The following is a 15,615-nucleotide window of genomic DNA, read 5'->3' as shown; positions in this document are numbered from 1 at the left end:
CTCGCCATTCAGGCGAGCGCGGTGCCGGGCGGCGCCTTTCGCACCCGCATTGGAGACGGCAGGACATGGCATACGAAGACACGCTCTCACTGAAAGAACGCGGCACCGCCCACACGCCCGACGACCACGCGCAGGTCGCCAACAAGGACGTCGTGCGGCATATTCTCGATCACGCCAAGGCGGAAGGCCGCACCTCGCTCACCGCGCCGGAAGGCAAGCTGGTGTGCGACGTGTACGGCATTTCGGTGCCGAAAGAAGCGCTCGCCACGACCGCGGCCGAAGCCGCGCAATTTGCTACCGAAATCGGCTTCCCGGTCGTGCTGAAGATCGTTTCACCGGAAATTCTGCACAAGACGGAGGCTGGCGGCGTGCTCGTCGGCGTAAAGAATGCTGCCGACGTGGTGCAGGGTTTCGCGACGATCATGGAGAACGCGAAGCGCTATAACGCGCAGGCCAACCTGCTCGGCGTGCAGGTGCAGCAGATGATCGGCGGCGGCCAGGAAGTGATTGTCGGCGCAGTCACCGATCCGTCGTTCGGCAAGCTGGTGGCGTTCGGCCTTGGCGGCGTACTCGTCGAAGTGCTGAAGGACATTACGTTCCGCCTCGCCCCGGCTACACGCGACGACGCGCGTTCGATGCTCGACGGCATTGCGGCAGCCGAGATGCTCAAAGGCGTGCGCGGCGGTGAGCCGGTCGATCGCGAGGCGCTCGCCGGATTGATCGCAAACGTGTCGCGGCTCGTATCCGACTTCCCGGAAATATCGGAGCTCGATCTGAACCCGGTGTTTGCGAGCAAGCGTGGCGCGATCGCCGCCGACGTACGAATCGTGCTCGACTTCGAGCCGCCGGTCGAACGCTACCGGCCGAGTCAGGAAGACATCGTGCGGCAGATGAACCGCATCATGAAACCGGACCGCGTCGCCGTGATCGGCGCGTCGGCGGAAGACGGCAAGATTGGCAACTCGGTCATGAAGAACCTGATCAATGGCGGCTATCAGGGAGAGATCTATCCGATCCACCCCAAGGCCGACGAGATCATGGGACGCAAGGCTTATAGAAGCGTGCTGGACGTGCCGGGCGATATCGATGTCGCCGTGTTCGCGATTCCGGCAAAGTTCGTCGCCGGCGCGCTGACGGAAGTCGGCAAGAAGGGCATTCCCGGTGCGGTGCTGATTCCTTCGGGTTTTGCGGAAACCGGCAACGTGGAAGGCCAGCAGGAAATCGTCGCGATTGCGCGCGAATACGACATACGCCTGATGGGCCCGAACATTTACGGCTTCTACTACACGCCGAAGAACCTCTGCGCGACGTTTTGCACACCGTACGATGTGCAGGGCAAGGCGGCGCTGTCGTCGCAGTCCGGCGGTATCGGCATGGCGATCATCGGCTTCTCGCGTTCGGCGAAGATGGGCGTGTCGGCAATCGTGGGTCTCGGCAACAAGTCCGATATCGACGAAGACGATCTGCTGACATTCTTTGAACAGGACGAGAACACCGACATCATCGCGCAGCATTGCGAAGATCTGAAAGACGGCCGCGCATTCGCGGAGACGGCGGCGCGCGTCTCGAAGAAAAAGCCGGTGGTGGTGTTGAAAGCGGGCCGCACGAGTCTCGGTGCGCGCGCTGCCAGTTCGCACACGGGCGCACTTGCGGGCAACGACCGCATCTACGAAGACGTGTTCAAACAATGCGGCGTGATCCGCGCGCGCTCTTTGCGCGACCTGCTGGAATTTGCGCGCGGCATTCCGAAACTTCCCACGCCGAAGGGCGAGAACGTGGTGATCATCACCGGGGCGGGCGGCTCGGGCGTGCTGTTGTCCGATGCTTGCGTGGACAACCGCCTATCGCTCATGACCATGCCCGCCGATCTCGACGCCGCATTCCGCAAGTTCATTCCTCCGTTCGGAGCCGCGGGCAATCCTGTCGACATTACAGGCGGCGAGCCGCCGTCCACGTATCAAAACACGATACGCCTCGGCCTCGAAGATCCGCGCATTCACGCAATCATTCTCGGCTACTGGCACACGATCATCACGCCGCCGATGGTGTTCGCGCGACTCGTTGTCGAGGTGAAGGAAGAGATGAAAGCGCGCGGCATCGAGAAGCCGATCGTCGCATCGCTCGCGGGCGACGTACAGGTGGAAGAGGCCGCCGAGTATCTGTACGCGCATGGGGTTCCGGCGTACGCCTATTCGACGGAGATTCCCGTCGCGGTGCTGGGTGCGAAGTATCAGTGGGCGCGCGGTGCCGGGTTGATCTGACCTGACGCGTAAAACGTAGGGCGGCACGGTTTTCATCGCAACGAGCGATGAAGATCGTGCCGAAGCGCTCAAGGAGCGGCATATGGATACGTGGATGCGTTTCATGTTGAACGACGGCGGTGTGGTGTTCGGCCGCGTCGAAGGTGCCTACCTGCACGAGTACGAAAGTCTTGATCAACCGGTGCCGACCGGCGTGGTGTTGTCGACGCGCGCACTGACGCCGCTCGCGCCTTGTGCGCCCGGCAAGGTCGTCGCGCTCTGGAACAACTATCACGCGCTTGCCGCAAAGCTCGACAAGCCGGTGCCGACGCACCCGCTCTTTCTGCTGAAACCGGCGGGCTCGGTGATCGGCTCCGATGCGCCGATCCACCGCCCGGCCAGCTACGCGGGCAAGATCGTCTATGAAGGTGAACTGGGCATTGTGATCGGCCGGCGTTGCCGCGATGCGGATGTCGAGGAGGCCGCTCAGGCGATTTTCGGCTATACGCTCGTCAACGACGTGACCGCTGCCGATCTGCTCAACGAGAATCCGCATTTTCCGCAATGGTGCCGCGCCAAGGGCTTCGATACTTTCTGCTGCATTGGCCCGGCGATCGTCTCGGGTTTCGATTGGCAAAGCGCGAATCTGGTGACGATGCTCGACGGCGTCGAGCGGCAGAACTATCCGCTCTCCGACATGGTGTTTTCGCCGGCCGAGCAGGTGAGCCTCATTTCGCAAGACCTCACGCTCGAACCCGGCGACGTGATCGCATGCGGTACGTCCGTGGGAGTTGGGTCGATCAAGGACGGAGCGACGGTGTCGATTTCCATCGACGGCATCGGCACGCTGCGCAACACGCTGAACGCGGCACAAGCGACTGCGTCGCTGGCGTCTAAACCAGGCGTCGTCGAGGGACTCGTTTGAACGATGGGTCGGTCCGCGGGCCACGAGCGCGCGGAGTTGCATCAAGAACACGAAGGAGCACGCGTGTCGCAAGCGTCAGACAGTACCGTGTGGCTGGGAATGTTCGTACCGTTGACGGCAACGCTCGCCGGGCTGTTGGCTTGTGCGCTCGGCTCGGTGCTTGCGGCGCTCGGGCAATTGCCGATGCACGGGCTGCCTTTGATGCTGCGGCCCTTACCGCGGATGCCGATTCATAACTCGCGCTCGCGGTCGTGCTCGAATGCGGCGTCCGGAAGTCAGACCTGCTGGCGCGTCGCCGCGTTGGCCGCCACCGTTTCCGGCGTGTTCGCCGCGGGCCTCGGTGCTGGCGTCGCCGATATTTGCGCGGCAGTTGCAGGCGCCGTTGCCGGTGCGCAGCTCGTGCGCCGGCGCAATCTCGCACGGCAGCCCGCGCTCGTCGCGCTGGTGGCGAGTGGCATGGGCCTGTCGATCGTGGTCGTCGGCGTTGTGCGCTATTTATCGCCGCCATCGTTATTACCGTCGTCGATCGAGGCGACTTTGGAGCGAATCGAACTTTGCACGGCCGTGTTCGCCGGCGCGTTGATCTTCGCAACATCGGCAATTGCATTCTGCAAATTGCGCGGTGTGCTGCCGCTTCGTGCGGCGGCGCGTCCGGGCCACGACATCGTCAACGTCGCTGCGTTTCTGTTATGTGCATGGCTGGGCTATGGGTTCGTGACCGAAGCGGCGCAGCCGTTCGGACTCGGCGCGCTGCTCGCAATCAGTGCGCTTGCATCTTCTATAGGCGTGCATGTGATGCTCAGCCGCGAGTATTCCGAGTGTTGCGGGCGTCCGAAGGTGTATGCGCATGCTCGCGCCGCAGGCGACGTCCGCAGCATTGCTGGCGCGATGGACTGGCCACATGACGCAGAACCGGGAGACATACGTGAGGCGTGGGACGCCGGCATGGTGCGCGCGGCAGCATACCGTCACCGTCGAGGCTGGCATAACAGCGGCAACGGGCAATCGCAAACCCGGGCATATGCAGCGCGCCGCCTGCCCAGCCGATCCTCGGTAAGCCGACAGCCATGAAGGCCGCCACGATGAAAGCACAGACCTCGCCGGCCTATCGGTCAGTAGAAGCAACAGGAGCCAGCGAGACTGCGCACGGCGGGAACATGTTCCCGCCGTGCCGCTCATTCGCCAGACGCGGCGAATTCGCTGTAGTACTGCGCTTTCTTCTGGAGGATCAGTTGAGCGAGGAAATCGGCGTCATAAGCGCGGTGAAGATGCGCGTGAAAGCGCTCGATAAAAGCGGTGATGCGAGCGGCTTCGCTGTTGAATTCGCTCAGAATGTCGAGCGTGGCGTGGTCCCAGCGAAAACGCAGGCCCAGATCGCTGAACGCGGCGTTGTAGGCGCTCAGATGCGGGTCGTTGGGATGGTCGGCGGTAACGCGGGCTGTCCGTGCGTTGGCATGAGTCGCAACCGAAGCGTGGTTCATGATCGGCCTCCTGGGCTGACAAGTGATGGAACTCGCTTGCAGCATAGAAGTACTGATCGATTTGCAATAGTTAAAGTTTTATTGGATTTCCATAGACTATTGCTTATACACGCTCAATTCCTTCACACGAGTGATCTTCTCGATGAGGCTCGCGCCTTCTTCCATCAGGAAGCGCTTGAACGCCACGGCAACGGGCGGCAGACGCTTGTTCTTCCGATGAACGACATACCAGTTGAGCATGACCGGGAAGCTTTCGACATCGAGCACGACCAGGTGGCCCAGCTGCAGTTCGAGGCTGATCGTATGCGCGGACAGAAACGCGATACCCATGCCGGCAATGACCGCCTGCTTGATCGTCTCGGTGCTCTTGATCTCCATCGCGATCTTCAGGTTGGAGAGGCGACCGGCGAAGCCTTCTTCCATGGAGTTCCACGTGTCCGAGCCGCGCTCCCGTACGATGAATGCCTCGTTCGCCAACTGACTCATCCTGATGTTGCGCTTCTGCGCGAGCGGATGCGTAGGCGCGGCCACGATCACGTACGGGTGAGGCGCGAACGGCTCATTCGTGGCGTCCATTTCATGTGGCGGGCGCACCATCACCGCGAGATCGGTCTGGTTGGTCGCGAGCTGATGCAACAGTTCCGCGCGATTGTGCACCGCAAGGTTCAGCACGACGCCCGCATAGCGCCGCGTGAACTCGGCGAGCAGCCGCGGAAAGAAGTAGTCGCCGGCGCTGATGACCGCCACGTTCAGTTTGCCGCCGGAGACGCCCTTCAACTGGCTCATGGCTTCGTCGACTTCGTGAAACTGCTGAATGATGGCGCGGCTGTAATGCAGCATTTCGGTGCCGGCTGGCGTGAGGTAGATCTTTTTGCCGAGCTGTTCGAAGAGCGGCAGGCCGGCGTGCTCTTCAAGCTGACGAACCTGTGTGGAGACGGCGGGTTGCGTGAGGTGCAACTCCTCGGCGGCGCGCGAAAAGCTCAGGTGGCGCGCTACGGTCTCGAATACCTTCAACTGCCGGAGCGTGGCATTGCGCATCGTCATTGGCCGATGTATAAGCAAACGTGAATCAACATAATAACAAACTTTAATTATTAGTAATTCAGCAATGACCCTAGCATGAGTTTGTAAAGAAAGACGAAGCTGCCGGCCTCACACTCGGGTTAACGCTTGGATTCAGGCGTGGCGGGACCGACGGGGATCGGCGGAAAGCAGCAAAAATGAATTAGTCGGAATTAAGAACTTGCCAAAAGGCGATGATTAAATCGGCTTTTTAAAGGAAGCGATTTAAAGACGCAGATATTAAAAATTCCCGAATTGCAAGGCTTTTTGGGTCATAACGATAAGGCGGGATACATACAGCACGGCGCGTTCGCCGGCTGCACTAAATAATTGCGGAGACAAGGCACATGGACGATATCACTCAACAGACCACGGCCCGCGGATTCTGGGCGAACCGTTGGTGGCAGCTCGTCATCGGCATGGTGTGCATGGCGTTGGTGGCGAACCTGCAGTACGCGTGGACGCTGTTCGTCGCGCCGATGGACGCGCGGCATCACTGGGGCCAGGCCTCGATTCAAATGGCGTTCGCGATTTTCATCCTCACTGAAACCTGGCTCGTTCCACTGGAAGGCTGGCTCGTCGACAAGTTCGGTCCACGGCCAGTGGTGGCGGGCGGCGCCGTGTGCGCGGGCATTGCATGGGTCATGAATTCGTACGCGACGACCTTGCCAATGCTTTACGTCTCGGCGGTTATCGCCGGGATCGGCGCGGGCGGCGTGTATGGCACCTGCGTGGGTAATGCGTTGAAATGGTTTCCCGACCGCCGCGGTCTCGCTGCGGGCCTCACCGCGGCCGGCTTCGGCGCGGGCGCAGCGGTGACGGTCATTCCGATTGCGAACATGATCACGCGCTCGGGCTACGAGCACACGTTTTTCTTCTTCGGTATTTTGCAGGGCGTCGCGATTCTGCTGCTCGCCATGCTGCTGGTGAAGCCCGTTCTGCGCAAGCACACGCCGGCAAAGAAGAAGTTCGCGGTGTCGAAGGTCGACCTCACGCCTGGCCAGATGATCAAGACGCCGGTGTTCTGGGTGATCTATGTTTCGTTCGTGGCGGTGGCGGCCGGCGGCCTGATGGCAACCGCGCAGATCGGCCCGATCGCGAAAGACTGGGGCCTTGCACGCATTCCCATGACGATCTTCGGCGTAACGCTGCCCCTGCTCACAGCCACGCTTTCTATCGACAACGTCTGCAACGGCTTCACGCGTCCGCTGTGTGGTTTCATCTCCGACAAGATCGGCCGTGAAAACACCATGTTCGCGATCTTTATCGGCGAAGGGCTCGCGTTACTCGGCATGATGGAGTACGGCACGAACCCGTATGCGTTCATGACGTTTGCCGCGTTGATCTTCCTCTTCTGGGGCGAGATTTTCTCGATCTTCCCGGCAATCTGCGCGGACACGTTCGGCAGCAAGTACGCGGCGGCCAATGCCGGCACGCTGTACACCGCGAAGGGCACGGCTTCGCTGCTGGTGCCGGTCGCGTCGGTGTTGTCGGCAACGGGTGGATGGAGCCTGGTGTTCACTGTTTCGGCTGTGATTACGATTGCTGCCGGCGTGTCTGCGAAATTCATTCTCGCGCCGATGCGCTCGCGCTGGATCCACTCGCAGGACGAGCCGCAGCCGGGCGTGCTCGCCGTCGCGGGTAACGGCAACGGCAAAGCCTCGCGGCTGAGCCACTGGCCTGAGCAAACCGGCGAATAGGCTGCCGGGCCGTTCGCGGCCGGCCATGACCTCATGAATGTTTCGTTGCAGCAACTCAAGGTGTTTGTCGCCGTCGCGCGTGAACGGAGTTTCACGCGCGCGGCGCGCGAGTTCGATCTGACGCAGTCGGCGGTGAGCCGGTGTGTGCGGGAGCTCGAAGATGCGGTCGATCTCAAACTGTTCGACCGCACCACGCGCCAGGTTCAACTGACGCACGCGGGCGCAAGTCTCGAACGAAGGATTGGCCGCCTGCTCGATGAAATCGATCTGACGTTGCGCGAGGAGCGGGCCGCTTATGAAGGGCACCGTGGCGTCGTTGCAGTAGCAAGCAATCCGGTGTTGTCGTCGGGATGGGTCGCGCAGGGACTCGCGCGTTGCGCGGCGGCATTTCCGGAGCTGCTAGTCACTATCGAGGATCAGCCACAAAGCGGCGTACTCGCAAGCGTCGAGCACGGCGAGGTCGATTTCGGCGTGGTCTCGCTGGCCGGCCCTCTTGCCAACGACCAGTTGCACGCGCAGGTGATTTTCACGACGCCGCTGCACGCGGTGATGCCGTCGACGCATCCGCTCGCCCGCCACGCGAGCGTCGCGTGGGAAGCTCTGCATGACTGGGCGCTCGTCACGTTGAACGCAGACGCGGGCGTGCGCGCGGCGCTCGATCTCGCCTTCAATGCGAACGGCCTGAAGCGGCGCCCGGTGCAGGAGTTCGGACATGTGGCGGCGGTGCTGCGCATGGTGGAGCTCGGGCTGGGTGTCGGCGTTCTGCCCGTCGACGCGCATTGGCCCGCCGTCGGCGAGTCGCTGGTGAGCCGGCCGCTCGTTCCGGAAATAGCACTGACGACGCTGCTCGTGCATCGCCGCAATCGCTCGCTAAGGCCCAATGCCGCGGCTGCCTGGGCGCAGTTCGCGGCGCATGCCGGTGCGCCGTCTACGAACGCGAGTCCGGACGACGGTTCGGACGAAACCTCGAACACAACCGCGCACACGACCGCGCACACATCGCCGAACGCAGCACTTCCCGACCCTTCCTGGCCTGCGGCCGCGCGCAGCGGCGCGGCGCTTCACCAGCCGTAGCGCTGCATCGACCCGCCGATACCGGTCTTCGCCCCAAGGCCGGTTAGCAGCAATCAGCCCAAGCAACATTTCAATGCAAGGAGCTTCATGATGGACACTGACACCGGCCTCAGGCGCCATGACCTGTTGATCGACGGCAAGCGGTTGCCGCCGGGCACGGGCGAATATTCCGTCAATATCAATCCGGCTACCGAGGAGCCGATTGCGCACGTTGCGCAAGGTAGCGCCGCCGATGTCGACACGGCCGTGCACGCGGCGCGTGCTGCATTGAAGGTGTGGAACGGAATCAAGGCGGCGGAGCGCGGCCGCATTCTGTCTCGACTTGCCGGGCTGATGCGCGCCAATCTCGACGAACTGGCCGCGCTCGAAAGTCTCGACGCGGGCAAGCCGATTGCCGCCGTCATGCGCCAGGACGTTCCGGCCGCAATCGATACACTCGAGTACTACGCAGGCTGGTGTGACAAGATCAACGGCCAGGTGGTGCCGGTTCGCCCGGACGCATTGACGTACACGTTACGTGAACCGGTCGGCGTGGTCGCTGCGATCGTGCCGTGGAATTTCCCGCTGATGATCGGCATGTGGAAAATCGCGCCGGCGCTCGCCTGCGGTTGCACGCTGATCGTTAAGCCCGCGGAGATCACGCCGCTCAGCGCGTTGCGCATTGGCGAACTCGCGCTCGAAGCGGGCGTGCCGCCGGGAGTACTGAATATCGTCACGGGCAAGGGCCGCGTGGTCGGCGACGCGCTCGTCGCGCATCCAGGCGTGGACAAGGTTACGTTCACCGGATCGCCGTCGGTGGGGCGCGGCATTCTGCAGGGCGCGGCCGGCAACTTCAAACGCGTCACGCTGGAGCTCGGCGGCAAGTCGGCCAATCTGATTTTCGCCGATGCGAATCTCGACAACGCAGTGCGGGCCGCGGCGTCTGGCATCTTCTTCAACACGGGACAGGTGTGCTCGGCGGGCTCGCGCATTCTCGCGCATCGCGATGTCTACGACGAAGTCGTGGAGCGCCTCGCCGCTCGCGCAAAGTCGATCAAGGTCGGCGATCCGTCATTGCGCGAAACGTCGATGGGTCCGCTTATCTCCGCCGCGCAAATGAAGACCGTGCTCGGCTATGTCGATGCCGGGCGCTCCGAAGGCGCGTCGCTCGTGACGGGCGGCGCGCGTATCGGCGAGCGCGGCTTCTTCGTGGAGCCGACGGTGTTTGCCAACGTCGAGCACGAAATGCGCATTTCGCAGGAGGAGATTTTCGGGCCGGTGGCGAGTGTGATTCGTTTCAACGACGAAGCCGACGCAATACGTATCGCCAACGGCACGTTGTACAGCCTCGCGGCGGGCGTGTGGAGCGCGGACATTGGTCGCGTGCATCGCGTGGCGCGAGACTTGAGAGCGGGGACCGTCTGGATCAACACCTACGGTTATACCGACGTGCGCCTGCCTTGGGGCGGCTCCGGCGATTCGGGCTTCGGCCGGGAACACGGCGATGTGGCGATCGAAAACTTCACCGAGCCGAAAGCGGTCTGGCTTGCAATCGATCAATAGCAACTGAAGTCGCCGCGCAATAAAAAGGATCGGACGCCCAGCGGCGTCCGATCCTTTTTCAACTTACCGGCGATAAACGCAAAGAGGCGCAGACAAGTCCTATCGGGTCAAGCGCCTTGCAACGCCATGCGCTCCCGCAGCTTGACGAGCGCAAGCACGACATCGATGGTAGGCGTCGGATCGTTGACGAGGCGTCCCATTTCCTGCACCACGGTCAAAAGCGGATCGATTTCCATGGGCCGCCGGTTCTCCAGATCCACGAGCGTCGACGTTTTATGTGCGCCGACCGCGCCTGCGCCGTCAATGCGCTTCTCCACGTCGACCCGAAAGTGCACGCCGAACTGGTCGGCAATGCGCTTTGCCTCGAGCATCATCGTGCGGGATACCGCGCGCGTGCCGGGGTCGCTCGTGAGCACGTCGAGTGTTGCGTGCGTCAACGCGCTGATCGGGTTGAAGCACAGATTGCCCCACAGCTTGAGCCAGATTTCGTCGCGGATGTTGTCGCGGATCGGCGCTTCGAAACCCGCCGCCTGCATGATCTCGTGCAATTGCTGGATGCGCGGCGTGCGCTCGCCGCTCGGCTCGCCGATCGGAAACTTCTTGCCGTACACATGCTTGATGAGGCCCGGTTCCACGATCTCGGCGGCCGGATAGAGCACGCATCCGATCGCGCGTTCAGGGCCGAGCTTCGTCCATTGGCTGCCGTCCGGATCGACGCTCGCGAGCCGCGTGCCGGCGAACTTGCCGCCGTGCTGATAGAAGTACCAATACGGGATGCCGTTCACACCGGTCACGATGGCCGTGTGCTTGCCGAGCAGCGGCTGCATCGCGTCGACCACGCCGGGTAACGAGTGCGCTTTCAACGTGATGATCACAAAGTCCTGCACGCCGAGCTCGCTCGGGTCGGACGTGCAGCGAACCGGCGCGCTGACCGTCTCGCCGTCGATAATCAGACGCGCGCCGTGCTCGCGCATTGCCGCGAGATGCACGCCGCGCGCGATGAAACTGACGTCGGCGCCGGCGCGTGCCAACTGCACGCCCATCAAGCCGCCTATCGCTCCCGCTCCGAAGATGCAGATCTTCATGATGCCGCTCCTGTGACTATGAGAAGTCGCTTGCCCATGCCGCCTCTCGCCGAGCACGGCGGCGGGTCACTTATTGAGCATAGGGGCGCGCAGTCAATACAGATAGTTAAACTTTCTCGGCGCAAGCATTAGGGATTGGTTATGGTCGGTGCACGCCTCGTTGCTGGATACCACGAAGGTCAGGCACGTCTGACCAGCAGGAAACTGAGTCCGATGGCTGCGAGGAACGCGCCGCAGCAGCGATTGAACCAGCGCCTGACGCGTGCGCGCACGAGCCACTTGCCGAGATGCATACCCGCCCACGAATACAGCGCGATGGCCACGCATTCCAGCACGAGGAAGCTCATGCCGAGCGCAGCGAATTGCGGCAGCATCGGTCTCCCAATGTCGACGAATTGCGGTAGAAACGCGGTAAAGACGAGTATCGCCTTGGGATTGCCGGCTGCCACGAGGAATTCCTGGCGTGCGATCCTCGCGAGCGATGCGGGCTGCTCTTGCGTGGTGTCGACCGCAGGCGCGTCGCTGCGCCACAGTTGAATGGCGAGCCAGATGAGGTAAGCGGCACCCGCAAGTTTGATCGCGAGGAAAAACCACTCCGATGCATGCAGCACGACCGCGAGACCGGTGGCGGCGAGCGCAATCATGGCTGCAAACGCGACCAGCCGCCCTGTACCGCCGAGAAACGCGGTCATGAAGCCGTGCCGGGCGGCCACGTTGATGGAGAGAAGATTGTTCGGTCCTGGCGCGAGATTGATGGCGAAACAGGCGGGAAGGAAGAACAGCCAGGCGGTGGTGGACATGGAGCCTCGCAGGGAGTGAACGCGCGGGCGCGAGCTGTGCGCAAACGGGCGGCCGAAAAGCAGGCCGCGCTGGTTCTGATTGTAGCGAAACCGGTGGCGCTTCTGCTCGCGTCTGCGCTGACGCGCGTCTGCAGGTGTCGCTGGCTGACGCCTCTTGCGGAACCGTCTTGCAGAGCCCTCAGTTCACTGCATTGATGAACCCGCTATCTCCCACCAATGCGTCGACGCTAAGCCTGACCGTGTCCTCGATTGCAATGGAGCTGCTGGTGAATTTCGGCGATTTCCGTTTGACGGTCTTGGTGGTCGAGAACACGACCTTTTGCGTGGCGGCGTCGGTTACCACGTAGCGCATCTTCAGTGTCCACAGCGCGGGCGACCGGACGTCGTCGACAGTGAATTTTTCGATGTTGCCGCTCAGCACTTTCCTGCCATCGTCGAGATGGAAGCCGGCGACCTTGAGGCGATTGGCGATGCTCTCGCGCACGGCCTGGTTGATATCGTTCTTCAGCACCATGGCGGTCATCGCCGTGTTTTCGATACGGTTCGGCGACATGCGTCCTTCGACAGCCGGCATGTAGGCGAAATCGCGGGCGGGCGCGACGCTGAGCGAGCCGGTAGCGTGCGCCGCGGCGCGAGGCGGGCTATTCAGCCCGAACCACGACCATGAGCAGGCGGACAGCATCAGGGGCAGCGCGATGACGCCGCAGCCCTTGAGCACGATATTTCCCAAAGTCGCCGGCGTGCCCGGTGCCGGGCGCGCCAGATGACGCGAAAGCGAACCATGCCGCGCCGATTCGGGCGCTGTGCTGGAACAAGCGGCGGTCGAGATCAGAGGAGTGGCCCTTTTAGTGGTGAGACATGCCGTTGGAGAACAGCATGGTAACAGTGGTCACCTGCAAGCCATCTTCTAAATAAAATGCGCCGGGGCGCCGCCGTCAGAAGAAACCGGCTTTGCCCTGCGTCATATCGACCAGCGTGCGCTTTGCGTCGTCGATCGTGTTGACCGGCAAGCGGATGGTCATCTTCACGAGCATTGCGTGCGCGGTATCGGCGAGTGCGTAGCCTTGGGCTTCGATCCATCGCCGCACTTTGGCTTCGTCGGCGTAACCGACTTCGACGGTCAGCGACCCCAGAGCGATCCGTTCGACCCGCGGCGCGTCCAGCAGCGCCGAAGCGATCGCGTCGGTGTATGCGCGCACGAGGCCGCCCGCGCCGAGTTTCACGCCGCCGAAATATCGGACGACGGCACCCAGCACGCCGTCCAGATCGTGATGCCGCAGCACTTCGAGAATTGGCCGGCCAGCGGTGCCGGACGGCTCGCCGTCGTCGGACATGCCGGACTGGCCGCCTGCCAGCAGCGCCCAGCACACGTGCGTTGCGGTGGGGTGCTCGTAGCGCAGACGGCGCAATTCGTCCATCGCGGCGTCGCGATCCTCGACCGGCACGGCGTGCGCAATGAACCGGCTCTTGCGAATCTCGAGTTCGTGGATGTGCCGCGTGGACAGCGTGTAAGTCACCTGGTGATTCCGATCAATAGCGATAATCAAGAGAACTCGTGAGCCAGTTGAAGCCCGAGACTCGAATCATAGCTAGTTTGCAATGTTAGCCGCGAATGCGCGAGAACCTGCGCAAGGTGAAGTCGCCGCGCAGTATCGCGGCACGAGGCGATCGGATCTGTTCAGCGATCCGCGCCGAAAGACGCGGACGTAGCAGGATATCGCGCCGGTAAGCGCGGTACGTGCGGCGCAAGTACACTATCCGAACAGTCCGCTTAGATTGGACGGGCGCACACAACCTGGAGACGACATGCTCGAGTTATCCGCGTTAGGGACTTTCATTGCCGTTGTACTCGGCCTCTTTCTGATTCCCGGGCCCGCCGTGCTGCTGGTTTTGACACGCACGGTTCACGGAGGACGCAAGGCGGGCATATTCACCGGCCTCGGCATTGCAGTGGGCGACTTCATCCATACGCTGGGCGCGGCCGTTGGCCTTTCTGCCTTGCTGATGACGTCGGCGCTCGCGTTCAACGCGGTCAAGTGGATCGGCGCCGCTTATCTGGTTTATCTGGGCATTCGGGCATTGCGTGAAAAGCAGACCAGTGCGAATGTGCCCGCAAGCGCGCCGGTGTCCGCATCGAAAGCGTTCTTTCAGGCGATTCCCGCCGAAGTGCTGAACCCGAAGACCGCGCTTTTCTTTCTCGCGTTTCTTCCGCAATTCGTTCACCCCGAACATGGCTCCGCGTTTTTGCAGTTCGCGACGCTGGGGCTGATTTTCGTCGGCATGAGCGCGCTTTACACCACGCTGATCGTGTTGACGATTCGCCCGCTCGGTAAGCTCATCAAGCGCTTGACGTGGCTGCGCCGGTGGCAGAACAAGATCATCGGTGTGCTATTTATCTCGCTTGGACTGCGCGTGGCGACGCAAACGCGCTGAGCGCCCGCGTCTCGCCACCGTTAGATGTGCGACGCTGTCTTGGCAAGCGCCCTATTGCCATCTATGCGAACGGTGAAGACTCTCGTCATGGGCAACGCTTTCCCGTTCAACTGTCCTGCATTGCACGAGAGAAGAGATGAACCACATCGCAGCTTCCGCAGCCACGCCAGCACGCCAGATCGAGTTCTGGTTCGATTTCGGCAGCAACTATAGCTACCTGAGCGTCATGCGCATCGAGGCAGAGGCCGCGGCGCGAGGCGTGAGCATTGATTGGCGACCGTTTCTGCTAGGGCCGATCTTTCGCGCGCTCGGTTTCGACAATTCTCCGTTCGTGCTGCAAAAGGAGAAGGGCGCCTACGTGTGGAAGGATATGGAACGACAGTGCCGCAAATACGGCATTGCGTTGACACGTCCGAGCGTTTTTCCGCGTGCCGCACTACTCGCGCTGCGCGTAGCGCTGCTCGGCGCGCAGCGGGAATGGATCGCCGCTTACTGTCGCGAGATCATGCAGCAGAATTTCGCGCATGACCGCGATATCGGTTCGATTGAAGTCGTGAGCGAAGCGCTCGCGAAACTCGGTTTGCCCGCGCAACAGATCATCGCCGAAGCGCAGAGCGACGCGAACAAGCTGCGTCTGCGTGAACAGACCGAAGTTGCCGCGTCGAAAGGCATTTTCGGCGCGCCTACTTTCTTCGTCGGCGACGAAATGTTCTGGGGCAACGACCGGCTAGAAGACGCGTTGGACTTCTGCTATTCGTCGCCGCGCTGACAGAAGCGCCGGCCAGGCACATGCGATACGACGGCCTGCGCGATCTCAAGCGGTGTACTTTCGGCGGGCACCACGCGGCGGCTTGCTTCGGGCGTGTGCTTCATGGTCCATTCGACGAGCCGGTACGAACGTCCCCAAGGCGGTTGCAGCGGGTCAGAGACCTTGCATGAGTGAATCTGCCGGACCCATTCGTTGTCAGGCATGGCGCGCAGATGCTCGAATACCGTGTTCTCAACCATGGTTTGACCTCTTTTTTTTCGCAGGCATGCAGCCTGTTTCCTGGCGCGTCGGCAAACATCGCTCAAAAAAACGCCGCCGGTGATCTGGCGGCCCAACAGGGGATGTTGAGCACATGGTTGCAGCAAAGTATTAAGCGAGACTTAAGATTGCGCAAACCTGCGCGAGTGCGAGCGCGAGTGCGAGCGCGAGTGCGAGTGCGAGTGCGAGTGCGAGTGCGAGTGCGAGTGCGAGTGCGCGTCGTGGTCGAGTCACGCGTTACGCGCC

The 15,615-nt window shown here is 62.1% G+C and carries 16 protein-coding genes; 8 read left to right on the top strand and 8 right to left on the bottom strand.

The annotated features are described in order from the left end of the window. The first annotated feature begins 65 nt into the window (after positions 1-65). The 3 genes from RW095_RS12090 (at position 66) to RW095_RS12080 (ending at position 4,236) form a co-directional block, all read left to right on the top strand. Entirely contained in the window at positions 66-2,261 is a 2,196-nt protein-coding gene (locus RW095_RS12090) for an acetate--CoA ligase family protein (protein WP_317019256.1), read from the top strand. A gap of 82 nt (positions 2,262-2,343) precedes the next feature. Next, positions 2,344-3,165, top strand: coding sequence for a fumarylacetoacetate hydrolase family protein (locus tag RW095_RS12085; RefSeq protein WP_317019255.1), 822 nt, complete (start codon positions 2,344-2,346; stop codon positions 3,163-3,165). Between the two features lie 63 nt (positions 3,166-3,228). Then, a complete protein-coding gene (locus RW095_RS12080) occupies positions 3,229-4,236 on the top strand; it encodes an NAD(P)(+) transhydrogenase (Re/Si-specific) subunit beta (RefSeq protein WP_317019254.1) in 1,008 nt (335 codons plus the stop codon). Positions 4,237-4,340: 104 nt separating this feature from the next. On the opposite strand, the gene RW095_RS12075 is transcribed toward RW095_RS12080, so the two are convergent. Both RW095_RS12075 and RW095_RS12070 read right to left on the bottom strand, forming a co-directional pair. Next, positions 4,341-4,646 (bottom strand): hypothetical protein, encoded by a 306-nt coding sequence (locus RW095_RS12075; RefSeq protein WP_128587103.1) that lies wholly within the window; start codon positions 4,644-4,646, stop codon positions 4,341-4,343. A gap of 96 nt (positions 4,647-4,742) precedes the next feature. Continuing rightward, positions 4,743-5,690, bottom strand: a complete 948-nt coding sequence (locus RW095_RS12070) for a LysR family transcriptional regulator (RefSeq protein ID WP_317019253.1) — start codon at positions 5,688-5,690, stop codon at positions 4,743-4,745. A gap of 365 nt (positions 5,691-6,055) precedes the next feature. Here RW095_RS12070 and oxlT point away from each other — a divergent pair, with 365 nt between their 5' ends. The 3 genes from oxlT to RW095_RS12055 all read left to right on the top strand — a co-directional run bounded on the left by oxlT (position 6,056) and on the right by RW095_RS12055 (position 10,024). Then, on the top strand, positions 6,056-7,408 hold the full coding sequence (oxlT, locus tag RW095_RS12065; RefSeq protein ID WP_317019252.1) for an oxalate/formate MFS antiporter: 1,353 nt from the start codon (positions 6,056-6,058) through the stop codon (positions 7,406-7,408). 33 nt (positions 7,409-7,441) lie between these two features. Beyond that, positions 7,442-8,482: a LysR family transcriptional regulator gene (locus RW095_RS12060; protein WP_317019251.1), complete on the top strand. Its 1,041-nt coding sequence runs from the start codon at positions 7,442-7,444 to the stop codon at positions 8,480-8,482. A gap of 90 nt (positions 8,483-8,572) precedes the next feature. Continuing rightward, positions 8,573-10,024: an aldehyde dehydrogenase family protein gene (locus RW095_RS12055; RefSeq protein ID WP_128597648.1), complete on the top strand. Its 1,452-nt coding sequence runs from the start codon at positions 8,573-8,575 to the stop codon at positions 10,022-10,024. Positions 10,025-10,131: 107 nt separating this feature from the next. Here the strand turns inward: RW095_RS12055 and RW095_RS12050 are convergent, their stop codons facing one another. The 4 genes from RW095_RS12050 to RW095_RS12035 form a co-directional block, all read right to left on the bottom strand. Continuing rightward, positions 10,132-11,109 carry a 2-dehydropantoate 2-reductase gene (locus RW095_RS12050; protein ID WP_317019250.1) on the bottom strand — a complete coding sequence of 326 codons (978 nt, stop codon included), beginning with the start codon at positions 11,107-11,109 and terminating at the stop codon, positions 10,132-10,134. 179 nt (positions 11,110-11,288) lie between these two features. Next, complete coding sequence (locus tag RW095_RS12045; RefSeq protein ID WP_128587111.1) at positions 11,289-11,909, bottom strand: LysE family translocator; 621 nt, start codon at positions 11,907-11,909, stop codon at positions 11,289-11,291. A 178-nt stretch (positions 11,910-12,087) separates the two neighbouring features. Then, positions 12,088-12,627 (bottom strand): hypothetical protein, encoded by a 540-nt coding sequence (locus RW095_RS12040; RefSeq protein ID WP_317019249.1) that lies wholly within the window; start codon positions 12,625-12,627, stop codon positions 12,088-12,090. A 217-nt stretch (positions 12,628-12,844) separates the two neighbouring features. Then, complete coding sequence (locus RW095_RS12035) at positions 12,845-13,426, bottom strand: IMPACT family protein (protein ID WP_317019829.1); 582 nt, start codon at positions 13,424-13,426, stop codon at positions 12,845-12,847. A 289-nt stretch (positions 13,427-13,715) separates the two neighbouring features. Here RW095_RS12035 and RW095_RS12030 point away from each other — a divergent pair, with 289 nt between their 5' ends. Continuing rightward, positions 13,716-14,342, top strand: a complete 627-nt coding sequence (locus tag RW095_RS12030) for a LysE family translocator (protein WP_317019248.1) — start codon at positions 13,716-13,718, stop codon at positions 14,340-14,342. A 136-nt stretch (positions 14,343-14,478) separates the two neighbouring features. Continuing rightward, entirely contained in the window at positions 14,479-15,111 is a 633-nt protein-coding gene (locus RW095_RS12025) for a 2-hydroxychromene-2-carboxylate isomerase (protein WP_317019247.1), read from the top strand. Here the strand turns inward: RW095_RS12025 and RW095_RS12020 are convergent. After that, on the bottom strand, positions 15,093-15,350 hold the full coding sequence (locus tag RW095_RS12020; RefSeq protein WP_128587118.1) for a DUF2866 domain-containing protein: 258 nt from the start codon (positions 15,348-15,350) through the stop codon (positions 15,093-15,095). The two genes, RW095_RS12025 and RW095_RS12020, sit on opposite strands and share 19 nt — an antisense overlap. 130 nt (positions 15,351-15,480) lie before the next feature. Further along, on the bottom strand, positions 15,481-15,603 hold the full coding sequence (locus RW095_RS12015) for a hypothetical protein (RefSeq protein WP_317019246.1): 123 nt from the start codon (positions 15,601-15,603) through the stop codon (positions 15,481-15,483). Between the last annotated feature and the right edge of the window lie 12 nt (positions 15,604-15,615).

Origin of the sequence: Paraburkholderia kirstenboschensis, assembly GCF_032806925.1 — a bacterium.
Classification (GTDB): domain Bacteria; phylum Pseudomonadota; class Gammaproteobacteria; order Burkholderiales; family Burkholderiaceae; genus Paraburkholderia; species Paraburkholderia kirstenboschensis.
This window is presented reverse-complemented; position numbering and strand designations above follow the sequence as displayed.